29 protein-coding genes and 1 riboswitch are annotated in these 26,217 nt (G+C 52.2%); of the genes, 19 read left to right on the top strand and 10 right to left on the bottom strand.

The annotated features are described in order from the left end of the window. Window positions 1–180: 180 nt before the first annotated feature. Complete coding sequence (locus tag ACFQNG_RS12400) at window positions 181–1,536, top strand: 3' terminal RNA ribose 2'-O-methyltransferase Hen1 (protein WP_379865407.1); 1,356 nt, start codon at window positions 181–183, stop codon at window positions 1,534–1,536. A 106-nt stretch (window positions 1,537–1,642) separates the two neighbouring features. After that, entirely contained in the window at window positions 1,643–4,183 is a 2,541-nt protein-coding gene (locus tag ACFQNG_RS12405; RefSeq protein ID WP_379865410.1) for a polynucleotide kinase-phosphatase, read from the top strand. A 165-nt stretch (window positions 4,184–4,348) separates the two neighbouring features. Here ACFQNG_RS12405 and ACFQNG_RS12410 read toward each other — a convergent pair whose 3' ends face one another. The 3 genes from ACFQNG_RS12410 to ACFQNG_RS12420 form a co-directional block, all read right to left on the bottom strand. Beyond that, the gene (locus ACFQNG_RS12410) at window positions 4,349–4,675 is read right to left on the bottom strand and encodes a metal-sensitive transcriptional regulator (protein WP_379865412.1); all 327 of its coding nucleotides are present in this window, start codon (window positions 4,673–4,675) and stop codon (window positions 4,349–4,351) included. Between the two features lie 22 nt (window positions 4,676–4,697). Continuing rightward, window positions 4,698–4,913: a cation transporter gene (locus tag ACFQNG_RS12415; RefSeq protein ID WP_379865414.1), complete on the bottom strand. Its 216-nt coding sequence runs from the start codon at window positions 4,911–4,913 to the stop codon at window positions 4,698–4,700. A 118-nt stretch (window positions 4,914–5,031) separates the two neighbouring features. Next, a complete protein-coding gene (locus ACFQNG_RS12420; protein WP_379865417.1) occupies window positions 5,032–5,874 on the bottom strand; it encodes an alpha/beta hydrolase family protein in 843 nt (280 codons plus the stop codon). Between the two features lie 82 nt (window positions 5,875–5,956). Next, window positions 5,957–6,155: riboswitch (cobalamin riboswitch) on the top strand. 36 nt (window positions 6,156–6,191) lie between these two features. Here ACFQNG_RS12420 and ACFQNG_RS12425 point away from each other — a divergent pair. The 9 genes from ACFQNG_RS12425 (at window position 6,192) to ACFQNG_RS12465 (ending at window position 13,824) form a co-directional block, all read left to right on the top strand. Then, window positions 6,192–7,250 carry an ABC transporter substrate-binding protein gene (locus ACFQNG_RS12425; RefSeq protein WP_379865419.1) on the top strand — a complete coding sequence of 353 codons (1,059 nt, stop codon included), beginning with the start codon at window positions 6,192–6,194 and terminating at the stop codon, window positions 7,248–7,250. Continuing rightward, a complete protein-coding gene (locus ACFQNG_RS12430; protein WP_379865422.1) occupies window positions 7,247–8,278 on the top strand; it encodes a FecCD family ABC transporter permease in 1,032 nt (343 codons plus the stop codon). The genes ACFQNG_RS12425 and ACFQNG_RS12430 overlap by 4 nt, the downstream gene beginning before the upstream one ends. Before the next feature lie 14 nt (window positions 8,279–8,292). Continuing rightward, window positions 8,293–9,129 carry a heme ABC transporter ATP-binding protein gene (locus ACFQNG_RS12435; protein WP_379865425.1) on the top strand — a complete coding sequence of 279 codons (837 nt, stop codon included), beginning with the start codon at window positions 8,293–8,295 and terminating at the stop codon, window positions 9,127–9,129. Beyond that, the gene (locus ACFQNG_RS12440; protein ID WP_379865427.1) at window positions 9,101–9,676 is read left to right on the top strand and encodes a cob(I)yrinic acid a,c-diamide adenosyltransferase; all 576 of its coding nucleotides are present in this window, start codon (window positions 9,101–9,103) and stop codon (window positions 9,674–9,676) included. Before ACFQNG_RS12435 ends, ACFQNG_RS12440 begins: the two co-directional genes overlap by 29 nt. 48 nt (window positions 9,677–9,724) lie before the next feature. Then, window positions 9,725–10,081, top strand: a complete 357-nt coding sequence (locus ACFQNG_RS12445) for an arsenate reductase family protein (RefSeq protein WP_379865430.1) — start codon at window positions 9,725–9,727, stop codon at window positions 10,079–10,081. Window positions 10,082–10,231: 150 nt separating this feature from the next. Further along, on the top strand, window positions 10,232–11,515 hold the full coding sequence (locus tag ACFQNG_RS12450; RefSeq protein ID WP_379865432.1) for an ABC transporter permease: 1,284 nt from the start codon (window positions 10,232–10,234) through the stop codon (window positions 11,513–11,515). Between the two features lie 12 nt (window positions 11,516–11,527). Next, on the top strand, window positions 11,528–12,415 hold the full coding sequence (locus ACFQNG_RS12455; RefSeq protein ID WP_379865434.1) for an ABC transporter ATP-binding protein: 888 nt from the start codon (window positions 11,528–11,530) through the stop codon (window positions 12,413–12,415). Next, a complete protein-coding gene (locus ACFQNG_RS12460; RefSeq protein ID WP_379865437.1) occupies window positions 12,399–13,157 on the top strand; it encodes an ABC transporter ATP-binding protein in 759 nt (252 codons plus the stop codon). The genes ACFQNG_RS12455 and ACFQNG_RS12460 overlap by 17 nt, the downstream gene beginning before the upstream one ends. Beyond that, window positions 13,132–13,824, top strand: coding sequence for a TetR/AcrR family transcriptional regulator (locus ACFQNG_RS12465; protein WP_379865439.1), 693 nt, complete (start codon window positions 13,132–13,134; stop codon window positions 13,822–13,824). Before ACFQNG_RS12460 ends, ACFQNG_RS12465 begins: the two co-directional genes overlap by 26 nt. Window positions 13,825–13,874: 50 nt before the next feature. On the opposite strand, the gene ACFQNG_RS12470 is transcribed toward ACFQNG_RS12465, so the two are convergent. Beyond that, the gene (locus ACFQNG_RS12470; protein ID WP_379865441.1) at window positions 13,875–14,936 is read right to left on the bottom strand and encodes a MerR family transcriptional regulator; all 1,062 of its coding nucleotides are present in this window, start codon (window positions 14,934–14,936) and stop codon (window positions 13,875–13,877) included. A gap of 333 nt (window positions 14,937–15,269) precedes the next feature. On the opposite strand from ACFQNG_RS12470, the gene ACFQNG_RS12475 reads away from it, so the two are divergent. Then, window positions 15,270–15,596 (top strand): hypothetical protein, encoded by a 327-nt coding sequence (locus ACFQNG_RS12475; RefSeq protein ID WP_379865444.1) that lies wholly within the window; start codon window positions 15,270–15,272, stop codon window positions 15,594–15,596. Between the two features lie 135 nt (window positions 15,597–15,731). On the opposite strand, the gene ACFQNG_RS12480 is transcribed toward ACFQNG_RS12475, so the two are convergent. Then, window positions 15,732–17,327: a bifunctional metallophosphatase/5'-nucleotidase gene (locus ACFQNG_RS12480; RefSeq protein WP_379865446.1), complete on the bottom strand. Its 1,596-nt coding sequence runs from the start codon at window positions 17,325–17,327 to the stop codon at window positions 15,732–15,734. 381 nt (window positions 17,328–17,708) lie between these two features. On the opposite strand from ACFQNG_RS12480, the gene ACFQNG_RS12485 reads away from it, so the two are divergent. The 5 genes from ACFQNG_RS12485 (at window position 17,709) to ACFQNG_RS12505 (ending at window position 20,074) form a co-directional block, all read left to right on the top strand. After that, entirely contained in the window at window positions 17,709–18,248 is a 540-nt protein-coding gene (locus ACFQNG_RS12485) for a peroxiredoxin (RefSeq protein ID WP_379865448.1), read from the top strand. 74 nt (window positions 18,249–18,322) lie between these two features. After that, window positions 18,323–18,772 carry a TlpA family protein disulfide reductase gene (locus tag ACFQNG_RS12490; RefSeq protein ID WP_379865450.1) on the top strand — a complete coding sequence of 150 codons (450 nt, stop codon included), beginning with the start codon at window positions 18,323–18,325 and terminating at the stop codon, window positions 18,770–18,772. 18 nt (window positions 18,773–18,790) lie between these two features. Continuing rightward, complete coding sequence (gene gcvH / locus ACFQNG_RS12495) at window positions 18,791–19,171, top strand: glycine cleavage system protein GcvH (protein ID WP_379865451.1); 381 nt, start codon at window positions 18,791–18,793, stop codon at window positions 19,169–19,171. An 85-nt stretch (window positions 19,172–19,256) separates the two neighbouring features. Beyond that, window positions 19,257–19,481 carry a DUF2553 family protein gene (locus ACFQNG_RS12500; RefSeq protein ID WP_379865453.1) on the top strand — a complete coding sequence of 75 codons (225 nt, stop codon included), beginning with the start codon at window positions 19,257–19,259 and terminating at the stop codon, window positions 19,479–19,481. A 167-nt stretch (window positions 19,482–19,648) separates the two neighbouring features. Then, window positions 19,649–20,074 (top strand): hypothetical protein, encoded by a 426-nt coding sequence (locus ACFQNG_RS12505; protein ID WP_379865455.1) that lies wholly within the window; start codon window positions 19,649–19,651, stop codon window positions 20,072–20,074. A gap of 48 nt (window positions 20,075–20,122) precedes the next feature. Here the strand turns inward: ACFQNG_RS12505 and ACFQNG_RS12510 are convergent, their stop codons facing one another. After that, window positions 20,123–20,887, bottom strand: a complete 765-nt coding sequence (locus ACFQNG_RS12510; RefSeq protein WP_379865457.1) for a DUF3050 domain-containing protein — start codon at window positions 20,885–20,887, stop codon at window positions 20,123–20,125. A 157-nt stretch (window positions 20,888–21,044) separates the two neighbouring features. After that, window positions 21,045–21,674 carry a uridine kinase gene (udk, locus tag ACFQNG_RS12515; protein ID WP_379865459.1) on the bottom strand — a complete coding sequence of 210 codons (630 nt, stop codon included), beginning with the start codon at window positions 21,672–21,674 and terminating at the stop codon, window positions 21,045–21,047. 92 nt (window positions 21,675–21,766) lie between these two features. Between udk and ACFQNG_RS12520 the strand changes: the two genes are divergently transcribed. Continuing rightward, on the top strand, window positions 21,767–21,919 hold the full coding sequence (locus ACFQNG_RS12520; protein ID WP_379865460.1) for a hypothetical protein: 153 nt from the start codon (window positions 21,767–21,769) through the stop codon (window positions 21,917–21,919). 12 nt (window positions 21,920–21,931) lie between these two features. Here ACFQNG_RS12520 and pckA read toward each other — a convergent pair whose 3' ends face one another. Then, window positions 21,932–23,512 (bottom strand): phosphoenolpyruvate carboxykinase (ATP), encoded by a 1,581-nt coding sequence (gene pckA, locus ACFQNG_RS12525; protein ID WP_379865461.1) that lies wholly within the window; start codon window positions 23,510–23,512, stop codon window positions 21,932–21,934. 451 nt (window positions 23,513–23,963) lie between these two features. Between pckA and ACFQNG_RS12530 the strand changes: the two genes are divergently transcribed. Continuing rightward, window positions 23,964–24,347: a S1 RNA-binding domain-containing protein gene (locus tag ACFQNG_RS12530; protein ID WP_379865462.1), complete on the top strand. Its 384-nt coding sequence runs from the start codon at window positions 23,964–23,966 to the stop codon at window positions 24,345–24,347. Between the two features lie 127 nt (window positions 24,348–24,474). On the opposite strand, the gene mnmM is transcribed toward ACFQNG_RS12530, so the two are convergent. Both mnmM and mnmL read right to left on the bottom strand, forming a co-directional pair. After that, entirely contained in the window at window positions 24,475–25,059 is a 585-nt protein-coding gene (gene mnmM, locus ACFQNG_RS12535) for a tRNA 5-(aminomethyl)-2-thiouridylate-methyltransferase MnmM (protein ID WP_379865463.1), read from the bottom strand. 5 nt (window positions 25,060–25,064) lie between these two features. Next, on the bottom strand, window positions 25,065–26,048 hold the full coding sequence (gene mnmL, locus ACFQNG_RS12540) for a tRNA modification radical SAM protein MnmL/YtqA (protein ID WP_379865464.1): 984 nt from the start codon (window positions 26,046–26,048) through the stop codon (window positions 25,065–25,067). Window positions 26,049–26,217 lie beyond the last annotated feature (169 nt).

The raw sequence follows: 26,217 nt of genomic DNA on the forward strand, positions 1-26,217 counted from the left end.
GTTCTTAACGAAGCTTTCACCCACAGGGTGCAGGCAAAACCGCCTTCTCCTTAAAGGCTAATCAACATGACTGATTTATTATATAAAATGCTGTTGTAGAGTAATGGTCGGGATTGTAAGATGATTAATGAAACGGATGATATTCTATATAAATAGAAACTTTAGGAGATTTGAGCAACCATGTATTTATCTATCACATACAAGGAGAAGCCGGCGACGGATTTGGGTTATTTGCTCCATAAACATCCCGAACGGGTTCAGACGTTTTCTTTGTCGTATGGGGAAGCGCATGTCTTTTATCCAGAAGTGAGTGAAGAGCGCGCTACGGCGGTGCTGTTGATGGAATTGGATCCCGTGCTGTTGGTTCGGGGGCGGGGGCAACAGGGCTCCGCCTTCACCTTGGACCAGTATGTCAATGATCGGCCGTATGTCGCTTCTTCCTTCTTCAGCGTTGCCTTGGGCCAGGTGTATTCTTCGGCGTTGGCGGGACGTTCCAAAGAGCGGTCTGAGTTGGTGGATAAAGCCGTCCCGCTGGAGGCGACTCTTTCACTGTTGCCCGCTCGCGGAGGAAGTGAACGGATAGAGCGGTTATTCTCTCCATTAGGTTATGAAGTGGAAGTGAACCCTTTGCCATTGGATGAGTCGTATCCCGAGTGGGGTCTGAGTCCTTATGTCCGGTTGACTTTGCGCGGGCGGGTGCGGTTGAAGGACTTGCTGTCCCATCTCTATGTGCTGATTCCCGCCATTGATCATGAAAAGCATTATTGGGTGGGCGAAGATGAGGTGGAGAAGCTGTTGCGCCATGGGGAGGAATGGCTGCCGCATCATCCGGAGCGGGAGTGGATCACGACCCGCTATCTGAAATATCAGCGCAAGCTTGCACAAAAAGCCTTGGCGGAATGGGCCGAACCGGCGGAGCTGACGGACAGCCGGGAAGAACAAGCGGAAAAGCCTTTGCGACTCAATGATATCCGTCTGCAAACAGTGGCTCAGATGTTGCGGCAAGTGGGGGCGACACGGGTATTGGACTTGGGTTGCGGCGAAGGGAAACTGCTGCGCATTCTCAGCCAGGATCGGCGTTTTGAAAAATTGGCGGGAATGGACGTGTCCATGCAAGCTTTGCAGATCGCCAGAGAACGGTTGCCGGAACAGGTGGAGCTGTTTCAAGGCTCGCTCCTCTATCGCGATGGCCGTTTGCGGGGCTATGAAGCGGTCAGCTTGGTGGAAGTGATCGAGCACATTGCGCCGGAACGGTTGCCGCAACTGGAACAGCTCGTGTTTGGCGAGCTGGAGCCGGACACGGTGATCGTGACGACTCCCAACCGCGAATATAACGCGCGTTTTCAAGGGATGGCGGAAGGGCAGATGCGGCATCACGACCACCGTTTTGAGTGGACGAGGGCGCAGTTTGCGGCGTGGGCTGAGCCGATCGCGAAGCGCCATGGCTATTCGGTTCAGTTCCACCCGGTGGGTCCGTTTGATCCGAACGTTGGCGCCCCCACGCAGATGGCGGTGTTTCAGCGGCAAACCGACTGACGACATATGATTTCTAAAGTCATTGGCAAGCGGTTTTGGAGCGCGGCGGATAAAGGTTTATTCACAGATTGACGAAGGAATCGAGGGAATCATAGAGGTGACCATCATGCAATGGAAGATACCGGAATGTTCGCTGGTGGTGTTGATCGGCGCATCGGGATCAGGGAAATCCACCTTTGCCATGCGGGCGTTTAAGGAGACGGAAGTGCTTTCCTCCGACTTCTTTCGCGCCATGGTAAGCGATGATGAGAGTGATCAATCGGCTTCCCGGGCCGCGTTTGAGGTGTTGCACCATGTGGCGGCGAAGCGGTTGGAACGGAAACGGCTGACGGTGATCGATGCGACGAACGTCCAACCCGACGGGCGCAAGGAACTGATCGCCCTGGCGAAAAAATATCACATGATCCCCGTCGCTTTGGTGATGGATGTGGCGGAAAGCGTCTGCCAACAACATAATGCGATGCGGGAAAGGAAACTGGCGCCGCACGTGATCAAACGGCAACACCGAGCGCTGAAGCGATCACTGAAGGACTTGAAACAGGAAGGCTTCCGTTATATCTATAAAGCGCACACGCCTGAAGAGTTGCGGCAAGTGGAGATCGTAAGGGAACGCCCATGGGTGGATAAAAGCGAAGAGACGGGACCGTTTGACATCATTGGGGATATTCACGGATGTTATGCGGAGCTGGTTGAGCTTCTGGAGAAGCTGGGTTACCGTGTAACGGGAACCGGCGCGGACATTCGCGTTGAACCGCCGGTGGGGCGGCGAGCCATCTTCTTGGGGGACTTGGTTGACCGCGGTCCGGACAGCCCGTCCGTGTTGCGCCTCGTGATGAGCATGGTCAAGCAAGGAAAGGCGCTCTGTGTGCCGGGCAACCATGATGTCAAGTTGCTTAAGAAATTGAATGGGCGGCAAGTGCAAGTCAAGCACGGGCTGGAAGTCACCTTGGCCCAATTGGAAAGGGAATCGCCGGAATGGATCGAGGAGATGCGGCAGTTTTTGCAAAGGTTGGTCAGCCATTATGTCCTGGATGACGGCAAGCTGGTTGTGGCCCACGCCGGAATGAAAGAAGAGTATCAGGGGCGGGCTTCCAGTGTGATCCGCGATTTCGCCCTTTACGGTGAGACGACGGGAGAGACCGATGAGTTTGGCCTGCCTGTAAGGTTGAACTGGGCGGAATCGTATCGCGGGCGGGCGACGGTCGTGTATGGGCACACCCCGATTCCGGAACCCATCTGGTGCAACCGGACGCTCAACATTGATACGGGATGCGTGTTTGGCGGGAAACTGACGGCCTTTCGATATCCGGAGAATGAACTGGTATCCGTCCCGGCGCGGCAAGTGTATGCTGAACCGGTGCGGCCGTTGGTTTCGGCGGATGATTCGGTGATGAAACAGGACGGGACGAGGATTGATGTGGAGGATGTAAGGAAAGACCGCATTCAAACCCGCTTGCTCGCGAGTCCTGTGCACATTCACAAGGATCAAGCCGCGGCCGCCTTGGAGACGATGAGCCGGTTTGCGATCGATCCCAAATGGCTGATCTACCTTCCGCCGACGATGTCCCCATCGGAAACATCCGGGCAACCCGGATATCTGGAACATCCGGAAGAGGCTTTGCGGTACTACGGGCAACGCGGGGTGTTGCGCGTCATTTGTGAAGAGAAGCATATGGGATCGCGTGCGGTGGTCATCGTTTGCCGGAATAAGCAAGTGCCCTTGGAGCGGTTTGGCGTGGCGGAAGCGAGTTGGGGCATCATCTATACGCGTACGGGCCGACGTTTTTTTGAGGATGTGTCGGTGGAACAAGCGTTGTTGGAGCGGTTGCAACGGTCGATCACCCAAGCGGGACTGTGGGATGAGCTGAAGACCGACTGGGTGTGCCTCGATTGCGAATTGATGCCTTGGTCGGCCAAAGCGCAGGAGTTAATCCGGCAGCAGTATGCCAAAGTGGGGTCGGCGAGCCGCTTCGCTTTGAATGGGGCGGTATCGCTGTTGCAACAAGCGGTAACCGGGGGACGGCATGCGGAGGCGCTTTTGTCCCGTTTCCAAGAGAAGCGCGAAAACAGCCGGCGTTTCGTGGAAGCGTATCGGCGTTACTCGTGGCGTGTTCAGGGGTTGGCCGATTATAAGCTGGCTCCGTTTCACCTGTTGGCGACAGAGGGGCGGGTCTATAGCGACCATGATCATCTGTGGCACATGGAGACGATTGCAAGGATATGCAAGCAGGATACGGAGGTTCTCCTGGCCACCCGCTATCGTGTGGTCAACGTGAACCAACCGGCCGAAGTGGAAGCGGCGATCGCGTGGTGGCTTGAGATGACGGAAGCGGGCGGTGAAGGAATGGTGGTCAAGCCGCTCTCCTTTATCTCCACCACCAAGCACGGCTTGCTCCAGCCCGCGGTCAAATGCCGGGGACGGGAGTATTTGCGGATCATCTACGGACCTGACTACACGCTGGAAGCCAACTTGACCCGCTTGCGCAAACGGGGTCTGAAGCAGAAACGGTCTCTGGCCTTGCGCGAATTTGCCTTGGGTCTGGAGGGGCTTGCGCGTTTTGTGGCAAAGGAGCCGCTCTATCGTGTGCATGAGTGCGCGTTTGGCGTCATGGCCTTGGAATCGGAACCGATCGACCCGCGGTTGTAAGAGATCATGATCATGACACATCCTGAGAGGAGGAAGATTTTTGCCTGTACCCTGGGGGTGAAAAAACAAAGGAAAAAGTGGGAAACGGAGACTCAAAATCGACTCCGGGGCCACTTTGTCAGCAAGCGCAAGCGGCTTTCTTCTGCATGAAGAAAGCCGCTTTGTTCATTTCATCAGTTTTTTTACGGTGACGAGCAGTTCGTCTATCACCTGGGTGTCCCCTTCTTGGAGCCGTTCTGTAACGCAACTGCGCAAGTGCCCTTCCAACAGGATTTTACCGACGCTGTTCAAGGCGGATTGCACGGCGGCGATCTGGTTGAGGACATCATCGCAATAGGTATCGTTTTCGATCATTTTCTTAATCCCGCGCACTTGTCCTTCAATGCGGTTAAGGCGGGAGGTCAGATTGGTTTTCACTTTTTCGGAGTGGTGGCTTTTCCGTTCGGTTGAAGAGGAACATGGGTGATGTTCTTCCGGTTGTCGCGGTTCCATTCATTCCACCTGCTTCCTGAATTTAAGCGATCGAGTAGCCTTGTTCCTCGATTTCGCGTTTGATCTGGTCGAGGCTGACTTTGTTTTCATCATAATGGATGGTGACGCGGCGGTTGGCCAAGTCAACCTGCGCTTCCGCCCCCGCCTCCTTGACGGTATTCTCCACCGCCCGCACACAATGTTGGCAAGACATGCCTTCCACATGGAGTTGTACTTGTTTGAGATGGCTTACGGTCATCATCGTTCTCCTTTCGGTTGCGTCTATCTTCTAGTTTAACCCATTCGTCCATTTTAACGGGCCTATTTTGCGGACATGGAAGGACTGTGGTTCGCGATCGGAGTTCTTGTGTTGGTGTTTATCCCAACTCCCGCACAAAAAAATCGGCGGTTACCCGAATCGCTTCTTCCAATTGCGGGGTCATTCCGGCAAACGGATGCACGGCGCCCATCGTGTGGTTCGCCCCCTGGATCACATGAAGAGTGGCCTGCGGCGCCGCTTCGGCCATCCGTACCGCCCCTTCGTAGAGTCCGGGCAAATCTTGGTCGCCTTGGACGAGCAACAGCGGTTGCTTGAGATGGGGAAGGCGCCCGAGCAGATCGAAGCGTTCACGGTTCGCTTCGATGTCTTCCAACACTTCGCGCCGAATCGGCAAGCGTTGTCCGGTTCTTCCGTTGATGACATGGGAGATACCCTTGTTCCGCAATTCTTCGATCAACTCGGGCGAGAAGAAGTCAACCCGGTGAATGCTGTTCCAGATGGTCACGGCTTTCACCCTGTCGGGATGATCCAACGCGTACAGCAAGCTGTTGCCGCCGCCACGGCTATGTCCCATGATCCCCAACCGGGTGAGGTCACACCGCTCCGCTTGCGGAAGAGCCCCCTGCCGGAGGGCTTCAATCAAGAAAACCAGATCTTCTTGTTCGTGGCTGAAGGTGTTTCGCGAGAATTTTTCCAGTTCAGTAAAGTGTTCAAGATCTTTCCCCACCCCATTCATGGAGAAGTTGAAGGTGATGGCGGCCAAGCCGGCTTCCGCCAGTCTCTGTCCCAATGTGGGAAAAAAGCCCCAATCCTTAAAACCCTTGAATCCATGACAGATGAGCACAGTGGGGGCCGATGGCACAGTGTCCGGTAAAAATAGGTCCCCACGGATGATGCGATCCTCTTTGCCGAGGTCAAGCGCAAATGGGTAACGGTTCATATCGCTCCTCCTGTGTTGGTGAACTTTGTTAATATGCCTAAAATTGCAACGGATTTCCCTTTCCATTATAATGATAACGAACGAAGTGAATAGGGGAAAAGGTCTTTCTTGCATAAAGAGAGCCAAGAGGGAAGTCCGGTGCGAATCCGGCGCGGTCCCGCCACTGTCAATGGGGAGGATAACTGCAACAGGTGAAGGCCACTGTCGTGACATCACGATGGGAAGGCGCAGTTGGACGATGAACCATGAGCCAGGAGACCTGCCTTTTCCAAACGTCCACTTGCGTTCTCCTTCGAGGGTTAAGGAGGGACGCGTGCGTGCGGGCAGTTGAATCCCGCGTCTTTTTCGCATGCTCTTCTCCAACCTGTGCCCATCGGGATGCACAGGTTTTTCACGTGCGCATCAAGAAAGGAGAAGAATTCATGACATCGATGTGGAAACAACGTTTTGGCTTGCTGTGCTTAAGTGTGTTGCTGGTGCTCAGCGTGGTGGGCTGTGGCCCTTCCGCTCCATCGGGAACGGCTGGCGGCCAATCGCCGGTCAAACCGGGGGCGGTGGACTATCCGGTCGAGGTGAAGGACCAAGCGGGCAACAAGGTGACCGTCAAGCAAGAGCCAAAGCGCATCGTCTCACTGATGCCAAGCAATACGGAAATCGCTTATGCGCTTCAATTGGATAAAAAGGTGGTGGGCGTGACCACCAATGATAACTATCCTGAAGCCGTGAAGAAATTGCCCAAAGTCGGCGATTTCAAGATCAATGTGGAGAAAGTCGTCGCGTTGAAGCCGGACTTGGTGTTGGCCAACGGGGCAAATGACAAAGCGACATTGGATCAGTTAAAGAGGCTGGGCATCCCGGTTATCGTATTGGATGCCAAGAACATCAAAGACATCTACCGCTCGATCGCGATCGTCGCCACGGCGGCCAATGCGGCTCGTGAAGCGGACAACTTAATCGCCAAGCTGCAAAAAGAGCAACGCGACATTTATGCCAAAGTGGTGGATGTGCCCAAAGAGAAACGGGTGAAAGTGTTTGTGGAGTTGGATCCGACGCTGTTTACCGTCGGTGGCGATACATTCATGAATGAGTTGGTCTTGGCCGCGGGCGGGGTGAATGTGGCGGCGGAGCTGAAAGGCTGGCCACAGGTGTCCGCTGAGCAAGTGGCCAAATGGAATCCTGATATCATCATCTCATCTTATGGAAGCACAGACCAAATCATGAAGCGCCAAGGCTGGTCAACCGTGAATGCCGTCAAGGAGAAGCGCGTCTATGCCGTGGACCCCAATTTGACCAACCGTCCGGGACCGCGGATCTTCCAAGGGGTCAAAGAAATGGCCGAGCAGTTTTATCCGGAGAAATTTGGTGAAGAGAAGTGAGAAAGGCGCGGGCTTTGGCTTGGGGCGGAGGACTCATCCTCTGCCTTCTTTTTTCCTTAGCGGCCGCCGTTTCGGTGGGGAGCACGGAGATTGGCTTGGAGACCGTTTGGCGGGTGATCGTTCACCATGTCCTGCCGCTCGGGGATGGGGCCAGTGTGGGAACGGATGAGGTCATCATCTGGGAACTGCGGTTGCCGCGCGTGATCCTGGTCGCGTTGATCGGGGGAACCTTGGCGGTGGCGGGCACCGTGTTTCAAGGGTTATTGCGCAACCCGCTGGCTGATCCTTATGTCTTGGGCGTTTCGTCCGGCGCCTCCGTCGGCAGCGCGCTCGTGGTGATCACCGGTTGGGGGCTGACCATGTTGGGCCAGTGGGCGTTGCCGCTGGCCGCTTTCGTCGGGGCGGCCGTCTCCGTGTTGCTCGTGCTTCGGTTGGCGCGCATCCGCATGCAACTGCAGGTCTCTTCACTGATCCTGGCGGGGGTGGTGGTGCAGTCCTTTTTCGGGGCGGTGCTCACCCTGCTCATCTCCTTGTCACCCGAGGAGTTGAACCGGATCCAGTTTTGGTTGATGGGAAGTTTGGCGTTGCGCGAGTGGCAACACGTGGAAGTGGTGTTGCCGTTCAGTCTGGGAGGGGTTGTCCTTTGCTGGCTGTTCAGTCGGGAGCTGAATCTGTTCGCGCTTGGAGATCGTTCCGCCACTCATTTGGGGCTGTCCGTCACCCAGGTCCGCTTGGGACTGATCCTGCTCGCTTCCCTGATGACCGGAGCGGCGGTATCGGTAGCCGGAATGATTGGATTTGTCGGTTTGGTCATCCCCCATATGATGCGGATGTTGACCGGTGGTGATCACCGCACGCTGATACCGCTTTCCCTGTTGGCCGGCGCGATCTTTCTCATCTGGGCGGACGCGTTGTCCCGAGTGGTGCTCGCGCCGCGCGAATTGCCGATCGGCGTGATCACCGCGTTTGTGGGAGCCCCCTTTTTTGCGGCCATTTTGCGCAGGCATCAGCATAAATGGAGTGGATGAGAGGAGGAAAGACCATGTTGTTGCGGGCGGAACAGCTCAGCAAGCGATTGGGCGACCGCTGGGTGCTGCAAGGGATCAGCCTGGCGGTGGCGCCGGGCGAAATGATTGGCATCCTCGGTCCCAACGGAAGCGGCAAGAGCACCCTCCTTTCATGCTTGGTGGGGGAGATGAAAGCAGACGCCGGCCAGGTATGGTTGCGCGACCGGTTGCTCGCGGAGATGAGCGTCAAAGAACGGGCGCGACAAATTGCCATGTTGGCCCAGGAAGAGGTAGGGGAAATCTATTTCACTGTCAAAGGAATAGTGGAGATGGGTCGCCATCCGTATCTGGGTCGCTGGCCGTGGCTGAGCGAACGGGATGAACAGGTCGTCGCCCATGTGATGCGGGAGACGGACAGCCAGCACTTGGCAGGAAGGATCTTCGCGCGACTCAGCGGCGGCGAAAAGCAACGGGTCTCCTTGGCGCGGGCGATGGCGCAAGAGCCGCTGTTACTGGTGCTGGATGAGCCCACCGCTTATCTCGATTTGAAATATCAGTTTGTATTACTGGGTTGGGTCAAACGGTGGCAAACGGAATGTGGATTGACCGTGATCATGGTATTGCACGATTTGAATCTCGCCGCACAATATTGTGATCGCCTGGTGGTGCTGAAAGAGGGCAAAGTCGTGCGGCAAGGGACACCGCATGAGGTGATTGTGGAGGAAATGGTGGAAGAGGTATATGGGATGACACCGATTTTGATTGAACATCCCCTGTTGCGCGTTCCGCAAGTGCTGTTGACGGCGGCCGGAACAAGGGAAAACGGAGAGGAGCGCGAACAAGTTGAAAATCTATACCCGCACGGGCGATGAGGGCAAGACCGGTGTGATTGGCGGACGTGTGCCAAAGGACGATATCCGTGTTGAAGCGTATGGCACGGTGGATGAAGTGAATGCGTTTGTCGGCGAAGCGATTGTGCGGATGGACGCCGGACTGCATGCGGACTTGATTCGGGATTTGACGGAGATTCAACATGAATTGTTTGATGCGGGGGGAGACTTAGCCCAAGCGGGAAAAAATCGGCAGTACAAAGTGACGGCGTCCATGGTCACCCGTTTGGAGGCGTGGATTGACCGTTATGAGCGGGAGTGCCCGGCCTTGGAGCGCTTCATTTTGCCGGGCGGTTCTCCACTGTCTTCCGCGTTGCACGTATGCCGTGTCTTGACGCGGCGAGCCGAGCGGCTGGTCGTCACCCTGTGTCGGGAACAAGAGGCGAACGAGGAAGTGCGGCGCTATCTCAACCGATTGTCGGACTTCTTCTTCACCGTGGCCCGTGTGGCCAATGTGCGGGCTGGGGTGCCTGATGTAGAATATAAGCGGGGTGGGCGTGTCTTTCACACGGACAATGAGGGCAAATGAGTTGGAGAAGCCCATCGTCGGTTCGAGATGCAGAGGAGGAAAATGAAGATGGCCTTAAAGATGTACTGGTATCCCAAATGCGGGACTTGCCGCAAAGCAAAGAAATTCTTTGAAGAGCATGGCATCGACGTAACGGAAATCCATATTGTCGAAGCGCCACCATCCAAGGACGAGTTGGCTCAGTTGATAGAAAAAAGCGGCCTGCCGATCCAAAAGTTTTTTAACACCAGCGGGCAGAAATACCGCGAGTTGGGCTTGTCGCAGAAGTTGAAAGAGATGAGCGACACGGAGAAGCTGGACTTGCTCGCGTCCGACGGCATGCTGATCAAGCGCCCGATCGTCACCGATGGCGACAAAGTGACGGTTGGCTTTAAAGAAGAGCAGTTTAAAGAGACGTGGGTGTAACATGCGAAACCTCCCTTTCCCCGGATAGGGGTGGGGGAGGTTATTTTTCGCAAAAAATAAAGTAACCACTCACTTCGTTGTTGCCTTTTTCGCTCCGGCTCCCTAAAATAAAAGTGAGTAATCACTTACTGAATGGAGGGGGCCATTGCTATGTGGAGACGGATTGGCGCGTTGATCCGCAAGGAGTTTATTCAGTTGAAACGGGATCGCCGCACGTTGGCCATGTTGATTGTTTTACCTGTCTTATGGTTGGTTGCCTTTGGCTATGCCGTGAACTTTGATGTCAATGTATCCAATGTGATGATAGTGGACCAGGCGCGGAATGAAGCGGCCGGCAAAGCAATCAAGCAGATGGAGAAGAATGGGGATCTGCGCATTGTTGAGCGGGAGGCGACACAGGCGCAGGGAGAAGAAGCACTCAAGCAAGGGACGACGGATGCGGTGATTCTCATTCCCAAAGCATATGATCTTTCCCCTGACAACGCCGACGAACAACTGCGCATCTGGGTGGATGGGAGCCGTTTATTCTCAGCCCAATCCGTTGTGCGGGAGTTAAATGAGGCATTGGGGGACTTGCAGCAAGAGAATATGGAAGAGATGAAAGAACAGATGGAGGCGGAGTGGCAACAAGCCAAAGCGCCCGAGGTGAAGTTGGATTTGGGTGGAACGATGATTCCGCCACAAGTGGCAAGCCAGGTAAAAGAGAAGATTGAGACGCAATTGTCGGAGCAGTTGAATGAGCGGCAAGAGGAACAAAAGGCGAGGCTGACGGACCAGCTTCCCAATCCGGACTTTATGGCACCGGAGATCGAGGTGCGCTATAACGAGGATCTCAAAAGCGTTTATCATATGATTCCCGGCCTGATGGGACTCGTCCTCATCTTTATTACCACACTGATGACCGCGCTTGGGGTGGTCAAGGAGAAAGAGCGGGGAACGTTGGAACAATTGGTTGTCTCTCCGCTCAGATCGGTTGAGCTCATTTTGGGGAAATTGCTTCCCTACATGATCATCGCCACATTGGACTTTTTTATCGTGTTTGCGGTGGGGACTTGGGTTTTTCAAGTGCCGTTCACGGGTGATCTTTTCTCTTACCTCCTTGTCGCCCTGTTGTTCCTGTTCGCTTCACTCGGGTTGGGCTTGTTTGTCTCCACGGTATCGGAGACGCAACAGCAGGCGATGCAATTGGCCGTTTTGACCCTTGTGCCCCAATTTATCCTCTCCGGTTTTGTCTTTCCGCTTGAGGCGATGCCGGAAGCGATTCGTTGGATCGCGTATGTGATGCCGTTGACTTACTTTTTGCCGATCAGCCGCGATGTCTTCCTCAAAGGCATGAGTGCATGGGATCACCCGTTGCCGTTCGCGATGTTGGCGTTTTTCGCCCTGCTGTTCCTGTTGATCGCCACCATTCGGTTTAAGCGGAGTTTGGCATAAGGAGGGATGAAGATGTTTCGCTTACAGGGTGTAACGGTAAAAATGGGAAAAGAAGTGGCCTTATTCCCTTTGACTTGGGAGATCAGGCGCGGAAAAATTTATGGCATCGTGGGTTCGGATGGAGCAGGGAAGACGACGCTAATCAAAACCCTGGTTGGACTCGTCAAGCCTACAAGTGGACAGCTTTCATTGGACAGAGGAACCCGCATCGGTTTTGTGCCTGAGCATTTCGGGTTGTATGAGGAGATGAGCATCGCTGAAAATATCCTGTTTACAGCTTCCCTCAACGGAGTGGCCGCAGATGTTGCACAGGAGCGGATGCCATCCTTATTGGAACTCACGGGCTTGGCTCCTTACTCCGATCGCCTCGCGAGAAGTCTTTCCGGGGGGATGAAACGGAAGTTGGCCATGATTTGCGCCATGATTCATGAACCGGGTTGTTTCATCCTCGATGAACCGACCAATGGGGTCGATCCGGTCTCCCGAAGGGAAATCTGGCAACTAATCCGCACTTACCGGGACAAAGGGGCGACGGTGATCGTATCGACGCAGTATCTGGACGAGGTGATCCATTGCGATGAGGTGCTTTTTTTGCATCAAGGACGGATGCTGATGGCTGATGCTCCCAAGCGGATACTGGAACAGTTTCCATATGAAGTGTGGGCGCTCAAAAAGATGCGCCAAGTCCCGCTAAGTGAGATGCGCGAGTTTCGAGAGATTTCCGGAGTCGTGGAACTCTTTCAGCGCGGAACCGATTGGATCGCTTATGTGAACGGGAGTGCCGACCTAAGAGAAAGCGCGGCACAGCGGGGATATCGACTGGAGCGGATTCCGCCGCTGGTGGAAGATGTGTTGATTCGCCTGATCAAGGAGGGAGCCATCCATGATACAACTGTATGAAGTGACGAAACGTTTTGGATCCTTCCAGGCCGTGGATCACGTCACGCTCACCATCGAACCGGGACAGATTTTTGGTTTGCTTGGGGCCAACGGCGCGGGCAAGACGACGCTGATCCGGATGATGTGCGGGATTTTGCCGCCTACCAGTGGCTCCGGTCAAGTGTTACAATATGATTTGACAAAAGAAAGCGCGAAGATCCGACAGAACATCGGCTACATGTCGCAGAAGTTTTCGCTTTACCCCGATTTGACGGTCAAGGAAAATCTGCGTTTTTACGCCAGGTTATATGGAGTGGCCCAGGTGAACCAACGGTTAGAAGAAAGCCTGGAGCGATATCGGCTTGTTGAAGTGGCGGAGAAGCAAGTCAATCAGTTGGGCAGCGGGATTCGCCAACGGGTGGCGTTTGCGACCAGCACCGTTCATGAACCGTCCCTGCTCTTTCTCGACGAGCCGACCAGCGGAGTGGATCCCTTGACGCGCCAACTGTTTTGGGAAGAATGTTATGCTTTGACTGAGCTGGGGACGACGATTGTGATTACCACGCATTATATGGATGAAGCGGAACGTTGTGATCAGGTAGCCTTGATGAATCGGGGACAAATCGTGGCGATTGGCGAAGTGGATGCGTTGAAAGAGGAGTTTGCTCCACTTCTGGCGATAGAAGATCCCACGTTGGACGATATTTTTGTCTATGTGATGAGTCAGGGAGGTACCAATGGAGGACAAGAAGAGTTGGGATGAATGGGTGGAGTCCGTCGCTGCGGAATATGGGCTTGACCTTGAGAAAAGCAAGATAACGGAGAAACAAAAACGCATTCTCGATGCGGCCATCCAGGTTTTTGCCGAAAAAGGGTACAGTGGCACCTCGACAAGTGAAATCGCCGAGCGGGCGGGTGTGGCGGAAGCGACGATCTTTAAGCACTACCGCACCAAAAAAGGATTGTTGTTGCGTTTGGTGATCCCGGCCTTTGCCAAAGTGGCCAGCCCCATTATCTATAAAGGGGTGGTTCAGCTGTTGGATCAAGACAAACCGATGCAAGAGATCATGAAAGACGTGATACTCGACCGGGTACAGTTGGTTGAGCGCCATGGGCAGATATTTCGCGTGATCTTGGTGGAGAGCTTATTCCATCCAGAATTGCGTGAGGCCTTGATTGATCATGTGTTTCGCAATGTCTATACGATCGCGAGCCAGAAGATCACCGAGTTGCAGCAAAAGGGGAAGTTGCGCCAAGATCTGCCGGAGCATGTGATCATTCGCGGGGTGATCGGTTCAGCATTTTCTTACCTGATTGCCCGCAATATCGTTCCGCAGTATTTGGCGCAAGGGACGGAGGAAGAGGAAGTGGCCTGGACGGCGGAAATCCTGATGCACGGGTTGGCCGCCAAACCCGATTCAGGTGAGTAGCGCGTTTGCCGCAAAAGACAAATGAAAACCGAACTTGTTGACTTGAACGGTCAACGGGTTCGGTTTTGTTTTTTTGCCACAACCAAATGAAGCAGATCGTTGACTGGTTGATGGTTCATTTCATAACCTGAATCGCTGAGCCATTGGCGCAACTGGCTGATGTCGGCGTAGTATTCATCTTCGATCTGCTTGATCACATCGGGGCGGCCTTGCTTGCGCCAATAGTGGAGAGTGGCTTGACGCGCCTGTTCATCGGGAAACATCAGATCGAGGATGACGATGCGTCCACTCGGCTTCAATACGCGGGTCATCTCCAACAGGGCCATGCGCTTTTGCTCCGGCGTGAGATGGTGGAAGGCGAAGCTGGTGACGAGAAAGTCAAAGCGCCGATCGGGATAGGGGATGGCCAAGAAATTTCCCAGCCGCGTTTCGATTTCTGGATATTTCCGGCGGCAAATCTTCAGCATCTCTTTGGACTGGTCAATGCCGTGGAGACGAATGCCCCGTGCCAGAAAGCGCCCGGCCAAATTGCCCGTGCCAATGCCGATTTCCAATCCCGTCTCATCCGGCTTTGCCTGACAATGCTTCCATGCCAAATCCAATCCCTGTTCATAATCCCTGTGAACATCAAAATCTCCCTTCGGCTCGCGCACCATTTGATCATAGCGGGTCGCGATCCGATCAAATTGCCAACGGTCTTGCCATTTTTGGCGAATCTCCTCATTGCGGCGCGAGGTTTGGGCCAGTTGCCACAATTCATGCCAAGTGGAGGCATCGGGTTGGTACCGCCCGATCATTTGGTCGAGCAGGGTCAAGGTTTGCCTGGTACGCACAAACTCCTCAAACATGACCGCCCGTTGCAATTCCAAGTAATACAACACTTCATCGGGATGCCCGGCGTCGATCTCATCCAAGACGTGCTTGATTTGCGCCAAGGGCATGCCCGTTTCCCTCAGGGTCAAGATGGTGGAGAGCCGCCAAGCATCCGCCTCAGTGAAGTAGCGATAGCCATTGTCCGGCTGCTTGGTTGGCTGAATCAAGCCTTTCTCTTCATAAAAACGAATTGTTCGGGGCGTGACGTTCAATTGCGCGGCCATTTCATGGATCAGCATGGCGCTCCTCCTCCTTTTCGCATAATGCGGTTTATCCCATTCTAAAGGTTCACGCAACGGAAAAGTAAAGCGATAAGTTGGAACGGGGAAACGGATGAAATCGGGGTGAACAACCATTTGCCCAAGATTTCCACACCCGAAATGGTTACAGAGTTTTCGGACTCGTTCATTCTTTGCCAGACATGCCCTAGTAACGTTTTCAGTGAAACCGTCAAGCGGTGTGTTACACGCCCTGAATGTTTATCAAAAACGAGGCGATGTTTAAGCGAAGGAGGGCAAGTAAATAATAGAGTTGACCCTATTGCATCGGAATTTGTAAAGGTGTGAACAGAATTGAGCGTCAGGAAACGGGAAAGGAAAAAAAACAAGGGTGTCGAGGATTCTACTATAAAGAGTGAAGAAGACACCCAGTTCCCCGCAAAGTGTTTAAGTCAAAATATCCATTGGATCACTAACAGGCTGGGTCATAGCGGCGACCTGGCTTTTCGGGAATTCATGGTGGGCGGCCGGGAAGAAAAACTTCGCGCCGCCATTCTGTATATGGATGGATTGGTGGAAGAGCAGACAATCAATTTGGTCATTATGAAATCGCTGATGATGGAGACCGCGCCAAACATGGCGGGGATCACATCGGATGATTACGCCGAGCGGGTGCATTGAAACAAAACTTAAATAAGCAGTCAAATTGAAATGTGAATGGTCTGTTACGGGGAATGGCACCAAAGCAATCGTTATGTTTCAGCCCATGCAAGCCAAAGGACAGCGCATCTTTACGCTGTCCTTTGGCTTGCCATTCTATTTCTCCAGTGTAATCCGTCCTTCAATCGTCGCGCCAAACGGTTGCGGCAACTGTTTCACATACTCCACCAACGCATCGAGATCAGTGGGTCCGACGGTGCGGTCGGTGCCTTCCTTGAGTACCGTAAAGCCATCGCCGCCGCTGGCCAAGAAGCTGTTCACCGTCACGCTGTAGGTCGCTGCGGGATCAAGTGGCGTCCCATCCGCTTTCACGATCGAGACGACACGGTCATCGGCCGGGCGATTGGGATCGTAGGTGTATCTGAGACCCGAGATTTGCAGGATGCGGATCCGGCTGGGGTCTTGGAATTGCTGGTTCAACAAGGTGCGGATCTGCGCGCCGGTGAGGGTCATCTTCACCAGGTCATTGCCGAAGGGTTGCACGGTGTAGAGATGGCCCCACGTGATGGTGCCGGCGGGCAGGTCAGCCCGGATGCCGCCGGGGTTCATGAAGGCGAATTCCGTTTGCATGGTGGCGCGCTGCGCATCCGCGATCAGGTTGCCCAGGGCCGATTCCCCGGCTTCAGAGTCGGTGCGGGTGATGGCGGCATTGGTTTTGGCGATTTCGCGGTTGATGAGCGGAGCCACTTTCGCTTTGGCTTCTTCCACGATGCGTTTCACTTCGGGATCAGGTTCCACATTCGCTTGATAGGTAGGCAAAACCTCGGCCTGTTTGGCGACAACGTCCTTGGTGCGGCGGTCGATGGTCAGGTCCACATCAGCAAAGGCCATGCCGTAGTTGAGTGCTTGCACGACCAATTTGCCGTCGATCATGCCATGGATGAATGTGTGGGTGTGCCCGGAGAAGACCACATCCACCTCATCATTCAGCCGGGGAACAATCTCCGCGATGGGACCGTTGATGGTGCCGCTGTTTTGATCTTGCGTGCCCCCTTCATGCGCGAGGACGACGATCGTTTCCACCCCTTTGCGCTTCAGCTTCCGCACTTCTTGGTTGACCGCGGTGGCGGGATCGGTGAATTTCACATTTTCCACATGCGTCGGCATGACGATTTGCGGAGTTTCCGTGGTGACCACGCCGATAAAGCCGATCGGAATCCCTTTCACCCGTTTGATGAAGTGAGCGGGCAGGATGGGACGGCCCGTTTTCTTGTCGATGACATTGGCGACGACATAAGGGAAGTCGGCTCCCGCGAAATATCCCGTTTTCTCATGATAACCGCCATAGATCAGGCGTTTCATCTCAGGGATGCCTTCATCAAACTCATGGTTGCCGACGGTGCCGATATCGAATCCGAGATGGTTTAAGATCTCGATCGTCGGTTCATCTTGTAGGAGAGCGGATTCCGGGGCGCTCGCTCCCACCATGTCCCCAGCTTGAACCAGGAGGGTGTTGGGATTGGTTGCGGCTCTTTCTTTCAGATAGGTGGCTAACACTGGAGCGGTGCCAACCGCTTGCTTGTTCCATTGGCGGGTTTGATCCAATTGTCCGTGAAAATCGTTGATTCCCAGCAGTTGCACCTGCACGGGAGGCGGGGCGGCTGGAAGCCAGTGAAAACCGGATAAGATCAAGAAAGTGCACAACAATGCGATGAAAAGTACGAATGCGTGAGACTTGTAACGAATCGGCATCAGTGGGATCTTCTCCTCTCTCATGCTGAGTGGGTGTGAGTATAGTTTATCAATTTCCTACAAGAATAAAAATTCTCCTTTTGTAAAATTTTATTGATGAATAAATTGGGTTAGGGATGACGTTTCAAGTTTCATTCTGACGGAAGGAAAAAATGCTTGATGAAGGAATTAGATAGAGGGGATGAGAGAATTTTTAAATGACAAATGTTTTCATTTTGTAATTAATATAAATTAGTATTGACTATAATCTGGACACATGGTATTTTAAATATGTGCCATGGAAGCCGCCCATTGTTTAACCCCCTTACATAATGGGCATGTTAAACATGGCAACGTTAAATGATTGGTTAACTAGTTTTATAACTTGAGGAGGTATTTCAAGTGGCTCAACGTCTTGTAGGATTGCCAGCTCCAGATTTCGAAATGGAGAGCACAAAGAATCTGGAAACCTTAGAAGAGAAAGTGACTCTTTCCGATTACAAAGGAAAATGGCTGGTTCTTTTCTTCTACCCACTTGATTTCACATTTGTTTGCCCAACCGAGATTACGGCTCTGTCCGACCGTTATGAAGAGTTCCAAGATCTCGATGCGGAGATCCTCGGTGTAAGTACTGACAGCAAATACTCTCACCGTGCTTGGATCAAAACTCCACGCAGCGAAAACGGCCTGGGTGACATCAACTACCCATTGGCTGCTGACACCACCCATAAAGTCAGCCGCGACTATGGCGTTCTGATCGAAGAAGAAGGGATCGCCCTGCGTGGTCTGTTTATCATCGACCCAGAAGGCATCGTTCGTTACCAAGTGGTTACCGACAACAACATCGGTCGTGACGTAGATGAAACGTTGCGTGTACTGCAAGCTCTGCAAACTGGTGGCCTGTGCCCAGCCAACTGGAAACCAGGACAAAAAACGCTCTAAGATAGTGAGTATAAGGGCCTAACGTCAGTTGCGTTAGGCCCTTTCTTTCCATACAGGATAGGAGGGTGATGGTGATGGCACTTCGTTTGCGTACCGAAATGCCTGAAATTAAAGGATTGACGGAATGGGTTAACGGGGAAGTGACCAACGAAGACTTAAAAGGAAGTCCTGTGCTGGTGCATTTCTGGTCGATCAGCTGTCACATGTGCAAAGAAAGTCTGCCGGAAATCAACAAGATGCGTGAAGAAATCCCCAATTTGAAACTGGTTGGGATTCATATGCCCCGCTCGGAAAAGGACACAGATGTGGACGCGGTGAAAGAAACCATAGTAAAATACGAACTGAAACATCCGCAAGGCATAGACAATAGTCATAGCGTGGTGGATGCGTTCGAAAATGAATTTGTGCCCGCATTCTTCTTATTTGATGCAAACGGCCTGTTACGCCATCGTTCTGCTGGTGAGAAAGCGCTCTCGATGCTGAAGCGCCCGTTGGAACGTGTATTGGCAGAAACAGAAGCTTAAAATCCGGAGGGAATCCAAATGAACTTGCCAAAAGAGCTGCGTTATTCCAAAGAACATGAGTGGGTGAAAACGGAGGGCAACCTTGCCCGTATCGGGATCACCGACTTTGCGCAATCTGAGTTGGGTGATATCGTATTTGTGGAATTGCCGGAAGTAGGAGCGGAAATTACGGCTGATGAGCCATTCGGCAGTGTGGAATCCGTGAAAACCGTCTCTGAACTCTATGCCCCGGTCAGTGGAAAAATCGTAGAGGTCAACGGAGAATTGGACGGATCTCCGGAGAATGTCAACGACTCTCCATATGAAGAGGGTTGGATGATCGTAGTCGAAATGTCCGACGAAGCGGAGTTGGAGAAGCTTCTGTCAGCAGAGCAATATGAAGAGTTGGTAAGCGAGTAAGACATAACCGTGCCCCCCTTGCATAACTGCGTTGATTCGAGGCAAACTACGAACAATGAAGCCATGCAAGGAGGGGATTTTGTTTATGGGCTTGTCTGACATCAGCGATAAGGTGATTGGGCGTTTCGAGGCGGATCGTTTGGTGTTCTACCATAATCATCAGCCCATAGGGGAAATGGACTTGTATTCCAAAGAAGTGCGAATGCGGCAGGGTTTCTCCATGGATGGGGCGAAAATTTTTGCCACGGATGATAAAACAAAATTGCAAGGGCAATATGCCGACGATTGTGGTGTCGATTGGTGCCAATGAGTGAAGAGAGCATACGGAGTTTATTTTTCCTATGCTTTTTTTCTTTTTGTCTGTGGTTTGGACAACTCAGATTTGTGGTAAAATAAATACACAAGCTTCATCGTTTTTCTCCATCTAATGTCCTAGGACATGTGGTCGATTATGAGTGGGAAGAGGAGGGAAAGCCCATGGGTTACTGCTGTGGCGCCTCCATGATTGGATTTATTGGATCTTATCGGCAGCAGTCCATCATGGTGCATCAGGTTCCGTTAATGTTTTGTCCAGTCTGTCATTCGATTGAAGTACATCCTGCGGTTAAAGAAGAGTTCGATCTAGTGGTTGAGTACGCACAGGAAGATCGTGTGAGAGAAGTCACCCTCCGTGAAACGATCACTCCGGAAATGATCGCAGAATGGAAAGAGGCTGGGATCAGTTTCCAAGAGACGGATGATCTGGAGCCGATCCTACGCGAACAAATCGACCATTCGCTCGATCTATTAAGAGTATCCAAAGTGTTGAATGATAAAGAGTGGGGCGAAGAGTTAAAGCATCGCCTCAGTGTGTTGACCACACAACTCAAAAAATTGGAACAACAGAAAGAGGAAAGCAGATAAGATAAGATGCCCGGTACAGTTTACGCTGTCCGGGCGCTTTCGTTTTGTTTAGACTCCTGTTTCCTCGATTTCGCGCATGACCCCATCCCATAGCCGGATGCGGGCTCGCAGGGCAGATTGTGCGACGCGGTTGGCCTGTTCCAGCTTAAGAGGATCGTTGTTGCATAAGGAGAGAAACAACTTCCCGGCGAGTGGGCCATGCTTTCCGGCCAACTGAATATGGCGCCTGAGATAAGAGGTCAGCCGGTTGTGATGGAACCCCCGTTTCTCCAGCTCATGGAGGAAAGCCGAATACATGTCAGGAATCAAATCTTCACGCCCGAAGAAAAAAGTCGAAGCGATCTCATGGGGTTTCCCGTTCATCACCAGCTCCAAGCTGTGTTTGACAAAGTCGGCGACGGTGGGGGGGATCTCGCTGGAGTTTAGTGATTCAATCGGATGATAACCAGCGATGATCATTTGCAAATAATGTTGAATGGGGGTGATATCGGCCCCGGCTTCGTCCATTGCCTGTATGTATAGTTCAAAGTGGCTGGCATATCCGCCTTGCCCATCGTCATCGGTCTCTTCCGCGAGGACCATTTCGTTGATGAAGCGCGCATATTGGGCATGATTGCGCGGAATCCACGGAACGGAGACCGCAGTGAGCTGCTGTTGGAGCCTTTTCAGTAAGCTCATGAAATCCCAAACGGCAAAGACGTGGTGTTTCATGAAGATTTTGACACGTTCGTGTGAATTGATGTGAGAATAAACCGGGTGGGTAAGAAGTTCTTCACGTATGGTTCGAACATTTTCCAAAAATATGGTTGCCAACTAAATTCCTCCTGTTTTAGAAAGAATTATGCAATAAACTATCGATAATTGTACTGCATCCTTCTTTCAAAAACAAGAACATTATTCCCAAGTTTTTGAAAACGGGAACAAGAATGCAAGAAAAATCTTCCATGGGCAGAGGCCCTGGAAGATCGAATTAACGTGAATTGGCTTTGTGTAAGAACGTGCGAATATGGTTGATTAAGAGATTGATCGCGACTTGGTTATGCCCCCCTTCCGGGATGATCAAGTCCGCATAGCGCTTGCTTGGCTCGATAAATTGCAAGTGCATGGGACGAACCACGTTGAGGTATTGCTTCATCACCGATTCGAATGTCCGGCCCCGCTCTTTGATGTCCCGCTCGATCCGGCGCAAAATGCGCACATCGGCATCGGTGTCAACAAAGATTTTGATATCCATCATGTTGCGCAAACGCTCATCATCCAGGATGAGAATGCCTTCCAAGATAATGACATCTTTCGGCTCCAACTTGACCGTTTCCCGTGCGCGCGTATGCAACGTGTAATCGTAAACCGGTTTATCGATGGTTTGATAATGAAGCAGTTGCGTCAACTGTTCAATCAACAGATTCGTGTCAAATGAAAGCGGATGGTCGTAGTTCGTTTGCTGCCGTTCTTCAAGGGATAGGTGGGACTGGTCTTTATAATAGGAGTCTTGTTCGAGATAGACGACAGAATCGGCAAATTGCTCCACCAGCTTTCGCGCCACGGTGGTTTTGCCGGAACCGGAACCTCCTGCCACCCCGATCACCACAGGTTTGTTCATATCTTACGCTTCCCTTCTCATGCTGTCTTGCTCCGTGCGTTTTCACCTTGGTGATGATACCAATATTATGGGTTGTTTTCAAGTGAAACATCATGGAAATCCCTTGGCGACAAATGAATACAGGTACGCCCCAAGCTTTTGCTTGGAAGCGACGCACCACTATCGTGCTGCCGGTTTTTCCGCTCGCTACGGTCATATTGCATAACAAGCCCAGTTCAGATGAACTGGGCTTGTTGACTGATTAAAGGTTAATGCAGTTAGCGGCGGGGGCCGGCTTGTTTCACTTCTTCAGTGACACCGCTGAATTTGGCAAAGTGCTGATGAAAGCGAGCGGCCAATTCGTTTGCCGCTTGATCATAGGCGGCGGGGTCTTGCCAGGTGTTGCGCGGATTCAAGAGCTCTGCCGGGACGTCCGGGCAAGAAGTCGGGATATGGAGGCCGAAGACCGGATCCTTGCCAAAGCCGACTTGCTTGAGTGAGCCATTGATCGCAGCCCGCACCATCGCACGGGTATGGGTGAGATTCATCCGTTGGCCAACCCCGTAAGGGCCACCCGTCCAGCCGGTGTTAACCAAGTAGACGTCCACTCCGTGTCGCTCAATTTTCTTACCCAGCATGTTGGCGTAGACATGGGCCGGGCGTGGCAGGAAAGGAGCGCCAAAACAAGTGGAAAAAGTGGCTTCCGGCTCGGTGACGCCGCGCTCCGTACCCGCGAGCTTACTGGTGTAACCAGCCAGGAAATGGTACATCGCTTGTTCCGGAGTTAACTTGGCGATCGGGGGCAAGACGCCAAATGCGTCAGCGGTCAAAAAGAGAATCACGTTAGGATGGCCCGCCACACCAGGAATCACCGCTTCCGGGATATAGTCGATCGGATAGGCGGCACGGGTGTTCTCCGTCAAACGGTTATCCTTGAAGTCCGGTCTCCGTGCCTCATCCAGCACCACGTTTTCCAATACGGTGCCGAACCGGATCGCTTCCCAAATCTGCGGTTCCTTTTCTTTGCTTAGGCCGATGCACTTCGCATAGCATCCACCCTCAAAGTTAAAGACCCCTTGATCCGACCAACCGTGTTCATCATCACCGATCAAAGAGCGTTCGGGATCGGCGGACAGCGTCGTTTTGCCAGTGCCGGACAAACCGAAGAACAGGGCGACATCTCCCCCTTCTCCGACATTTGCGGAACAGTGCATCGGCATGACTCCATTATCAGGCAGGAGATAGTTCATCACACTAAAGATGGATTTCTTCATTTCACCGGCGTATTCCGTTCCGGCGATAATGACCATCTTATGCTCAAAGCTAACGGCGATCAAGGTTTTGGAACGGGTTCCGTCCCGCTCCGGGTCGATTGGGAAGTGCGGCGCGCAAACAACGGTGAACTCCGGCTGATGATCCGCCAATTCTTCAGCCTTCGGACGGATGAATAATTGGTGGACGAACAGGTTATGCCAAGCGTATTCGTTGATGACGCGAATCGGAAGGCGATAGGTCGGGTCCGCTCCGGCAAATCCGTCAAAAATATAGAGTTCCTTTCCTTTGAGATAGGATTGTAATCGTTTTAGAATGCGGGCGAATTGATCCGGCGCCATTGGCTGGTTGACACTGCCCCAGTCGATATGGTCAGTGACGGAAGGTTCGTTGACCATGTATTTATCTTTGGGAGAGCGTCCGGTAAATGCCCCTGTGGTCGCTCGGAGAGCCCCTTCTTGCGTTAAGACCGCTTCTCCGCGAACGACGGCGTGTTCGACCAGTTCCGCGACGGATAAGTTCATATGCACATTGTGGTTTTGCAGTAATTGAAGAGTCGGTTTCTCTGTAGGAATGATAATACTCATTCTTAAGCATCCACCTTTTTTCTTGGGAAGTGAGTGTCGAAAGGAGTGTTCTCTTATTTTCGTGCATTGACTCACTGTGTTCCCTGATTTGTTTTCGTTCATATGTGATGTATCAATCGTTAAAAAGTATAACACAATTGGTTGTTCGAGGTGAAGAAGGTTGGATTAAATGGTTAATTATGCAGATTTGGTTATGAAAATTAATTGGATTTATGAACATGGATGAAAGGTTCATGCGGGAAGCGATAATCGGTTAAAATAATGATGAAACAAAGGATACTAGTCATAATTACCTTTCATTCATCCATATATTGTTGATAGGAAGTCGAAGGGCCTCGACCCCTTGATTTTTCTAGTGAATAAACTTATTTGCTGGGATAAATACCCGTTGACTTTTCAAAAAATAAATGGTACTTTTGTACAGAATGAATTCCACTTCGGGAGTGTTATAATGAGCGAGTTAAAGGAAGGGGCCGTCGTACAGGGAGAAGTGATTTCCACTAAACCGTTCGGAGCCTTTATTAAATTGGAATCAGGAGAAACTGGTTTAGTCCACATCTCTCAAATTTCGACAAAGTATGTAGAAAAAGTTGAAGATGTGTTGCAAGTAGGTGCCACAGTAAAAGCGAAAGTATTATCCATTGATCCGTCTGGAAAAATTTCCTTGTCGATCAAAGCATTAAGCGATGATCGACCACGTGAGAAAAAGGGTGGGGACCGTCGAGGCGGTGGCCGCAAAAACTCAGGTGACTTTGAGGATATGATGAAAAAATGGATGAAGAGCAGTGAAGAACGCTTGAGTGCACTTGCCGCAAAACAAAAACGGAATCGTTAATGCGACGGCAGTTCATGACATTGAACGTAACATCTTCCACGTGGAAGATGTTTTTTTGTGTTGCGATATATCGGGTGGAAAAAGGCCTGTGAGGAAATGGATTCGAAAAGAGCATGATGGTGAGCCATCACGCTCTTTTTTTGGTTCGTTTTTCGAGCAACAAAAGGGAAGGGGCTTTGTTCCGGTTGATCATTTGTTGCCACATCACTTGATAATCCTGGGGGGGGAGCGAACGGGCCCAATCGATGACCGCGGTCGCTTCTTCCGGCCCTCCCGGATGGCCCGTATATAAGGCAACGCTGATGATTCCGCCCGGAGCCAGCCAATCGGCGGCGGTTCTTAGCGCTTCCAGGGTGGTATCCGGTTGGGTGATCACTTGTTCATCCCCATGCGGGAGGTAACCCAAGTTGAACATAAAAGCGCGAATCCGCCCTTTTGCCTCTCTGGGCAACAGCTCAGCGATAAGATGGTGGCTCGCGTGAAACAAGGTAACCTGTTTGCGCTGACCTGCTTCGCTGAGTCGGGTGTCTGTACGTTCCACCGCCGCTTGTTGGATGTCAAATCCGTACACATGACCGGAAGGGCCGACGCATTCCGCCAAAAACAACGTATCGTGGCCGTTGCCGAGTGTGCCATCCACCGCAATGGAGCCGGGCGGGCAGGAAGCTTTCACGGCAGTGCGAGCGCTGGACAAGATGGAGGGTAGGATCATGTCGATCACTTTCCAGCGGGATACAAACGTTCTGGATTGCGGGGCTGAGCTTTCTTGCTCTGCCAAGAGTTGCGCCGGGCCAGCTCCGCATCAATCGCATTGAGCACTTCCCATTTCTTCCGGCTCCACATCGGCCCGATCAATAAGTCTGGCGGACCATCGCCCGTTACGCGATGAATCACCACATCGGGAGGAAGCATCTCCAAGGAATCGGCCACGAGGCGGACATATTGGTCCTGATCGAGGAATTCCACCAATCCTTCTTCATACTGTTTGACCATGGGCGTATTTTTCAACAGGTGCAACAGGTGGATTTTAATTCCCTGAATATCCATATTGGCACAAGCTTCAACCGTCTGCATCATCATCTCTTCCGTTTCACCGGGTAATCCGTGAATGATGTGGGCACAGGTGCGAATGCCATGTTTGCGCAATTTCTCCACACCTTCAAGGAAGCAATTGTAATCATGGCCGCGGTTGACCAGGCGCGAGGTTTCTTCGTGAATCGACTGCAGGCCCAGCTCGACCCAAAGGTAGGTACGCTCATTTAGTTCAGCCAGATATTCCACCACATCATCCGGTAAACAGTCTGGACGCGTCGCAATCGATAGGCCAACGACTCCTTCCTGGTTCAAAATGACTTCATACATCTCACGTAGCTCTTCCACGGGGGCATATGTGTTGCTAAACGCTTGAAAATAGCCGATATACTTGGCGTCGGGCCATTTGGTGTGCATGCGGCTTTTCACGTCATGAAACTGTTTCAGCAGGTCATCGCGGCGATTGCCGGCAAAATCACCTGAACCGCGGGCGCTGCAGAAAGTGCACCCTCCGATGGCGACTTGGCCATCGCGGTTCGGGCAAGTGAATCCACCATCAAGGGACACTTTAAAAATCTTTTCGCCAAACACTTGGCGCAAGTGATGGTTCCATGTATGAAAGCGTTTATCCCCCCATAGGCGGGGAGTTTGTTGTTCTGTCATTTGCATTGCACTCATCCTTTGTCCGAAAGGTCTGTCCCTATTATACACAATTTGTCTATCCGATGCGGCAGAAACCAATGGCAAATCGGGTGAACCGCTTCGGAATATCTTTTTATACATGAATGATTTCATCTATAAATGTAAGAATATTTGTATTATTATGGTATTGAGGTGA

This window comes from Laceyella putida (genome assembly GCF_042665195.1).
Classification (GTDB): domain Bacteria; phylum Bacillota; class Bacilli; order Thermoactinomycetales; family Thermoactinomycetaceae; genus Laceyella; species Laceyella putida.

Coding starts and splice junctions, on each gene's coding strand:
- pckA (WP_379865461.1), bottom strand. CDS start 23,512: ATGAGTATTATCATTCCTACAGAGAAACCGACTCTTCAATTACTGCAA.
- ACFQNG_RS12435 (WP_379865425.1), top strand. CDS start 8,293: ATGTTGTTGCGGGCGGAACAGCTCAGCAAGCGATTGGGCGACCGCTGG.
- ACFQNG_RS12520 (WP_379865460.1), top strand. CDS start 21,767: ATGGAAATCCCTTGGCGACAAATGAATACAGGTACGCCCCAAGCTTTT.
- ACFQNG_RS12455 (WP_379865434.1), top strand. CDS start 11,528: ATGTTTCGCTTACAGGGTGTAACGGTAAAAATGGGAAAAGAAGTGGCC.
- ACFQNG_RS12465 (WP_379865439.1), top strand. CDS start 13,132: ATGGAGGACAAGAAGAGTTGGGATGAATGGGTGGAGTCCGTCGCTGCG.
- ACFQNG_RS12420 (WP_379865417.1), bottom strand. CDS start 5,874: ATGAACCGTTACCCATTTGCGCTTGACCTCGGCAAAGAGGATCGCATC.
- gcvH (WP_379865451.1), top strand. CDS start 18,791: ATGAACTTGCCAAAAGAGCTGCGTTATTCCAAAGAACATGAGTGGGTG.
- udk (WP_379865459.1), bottom strand. CDS start 21,674: ATGAACAAACCTGTGGTGATCGGGGTGGCAGGAGGTTCCGGTTCCGGC.
- ACFQNG_RS12470 (WP_379865441.1), bottom strand. CDS start 14,936: ATGCTGATCCATGAAATGGCCGCGCAATTGAACGTCACGCCCCGAACA.
- ACFQNG_RS12400 (WP_379865407.1), top strand. CDS start 181: ATGTATTTATCTATCACATACAAGGAGAAGCCGGCGACGGATTTGGGT.
- ACFQNG_RS12415 (WP_379865414.1), bottom strand. CDS start 4,913: ATGACCGTAAGCCATCTCAAACAAGTACAACTCCATGTGGAAGGCATG.
- ACFQNG_RS12530 (WP_379865462.1), top strand. CDS start 23,964: ATGAGCGAGTTAAAGGAAGGGGCCGTCGTACAGGGAGAAGTGATTTCC.
- mnmM (WP_379865463.1), bottom strand. CDS start 25,059: ATGATCCTACCCTCCATCTTGTCCAGCGCTCGCACTGCCGTGAAAGCT.
- ACFQNG_RS12480 (WP_379865446.1), bottom strand. CDS start 17,327: ATGCCGATTCGTTACAAGTCTCACGCATTCGTACTTTTCATCGCATTG.
- ACFQNG_RS12410 (WP_379865412.1), bottom strand. CDS start 4,675: ATGGAACCGCGACAACCGGAAGAACATCACCCATGTTCCTCTTCAACC.
- ACFQNG_RS12460 (WP_379865437.1), top strand. CDS start 12,399: ATGATACAACTGTATGAAGTGACGAAACGTTTTGGATCCTTCCAGGCC.
- ACFQNG_RS12450 (WP_379865432.1), top strand. CDS start 10,232: ATGTGGAGACGGATTGGCGCGTTGATCCGCAAGGAGTTTATTCAGTTG.
- ACFQNG_RS12500 (WP_379865453.1), top strand. CDS start 19,257: ATGGGCTTGTCTGACATCAGCGATAAGGTGATTGGGCGTTTCGAGGCG.
- mnmL (WP_379865464.1), bottom strand. CDS start 26,048: ATGCAAATGACAGAACAACAAACTCCCCGCCTATGGGGGGATAAACGC.
- ACFQNG_RS12490 (WP_379865450.1), top strand. CDS start 18,323: ATGGCACTTCGTTTGCGTACCGAAATGCCTGAAATTAAAGGATTGACG.
- ACFQNG_RS12405 (WP_379865410.1), top strand. CDS start 1,643: ATGCAATGGAAGATACCGGAATGTTCGCTGGTGGTGTTGATCGGCGCA.
- ACFQNG_RS12505 (WP_379865455.1), top strand. CDS start 19,649: ATGGGTTACTGCTGTGGCGCCTCCATGATTGGATTTATTGGATCTTAT.
- ACFQNG_RS12445 (WP_379865430.1), top strand. CDS start 9,725: ATGGCCTTAAAGATGTACTGGTATCCCAAATGCGGGACTTGCCGCAAA.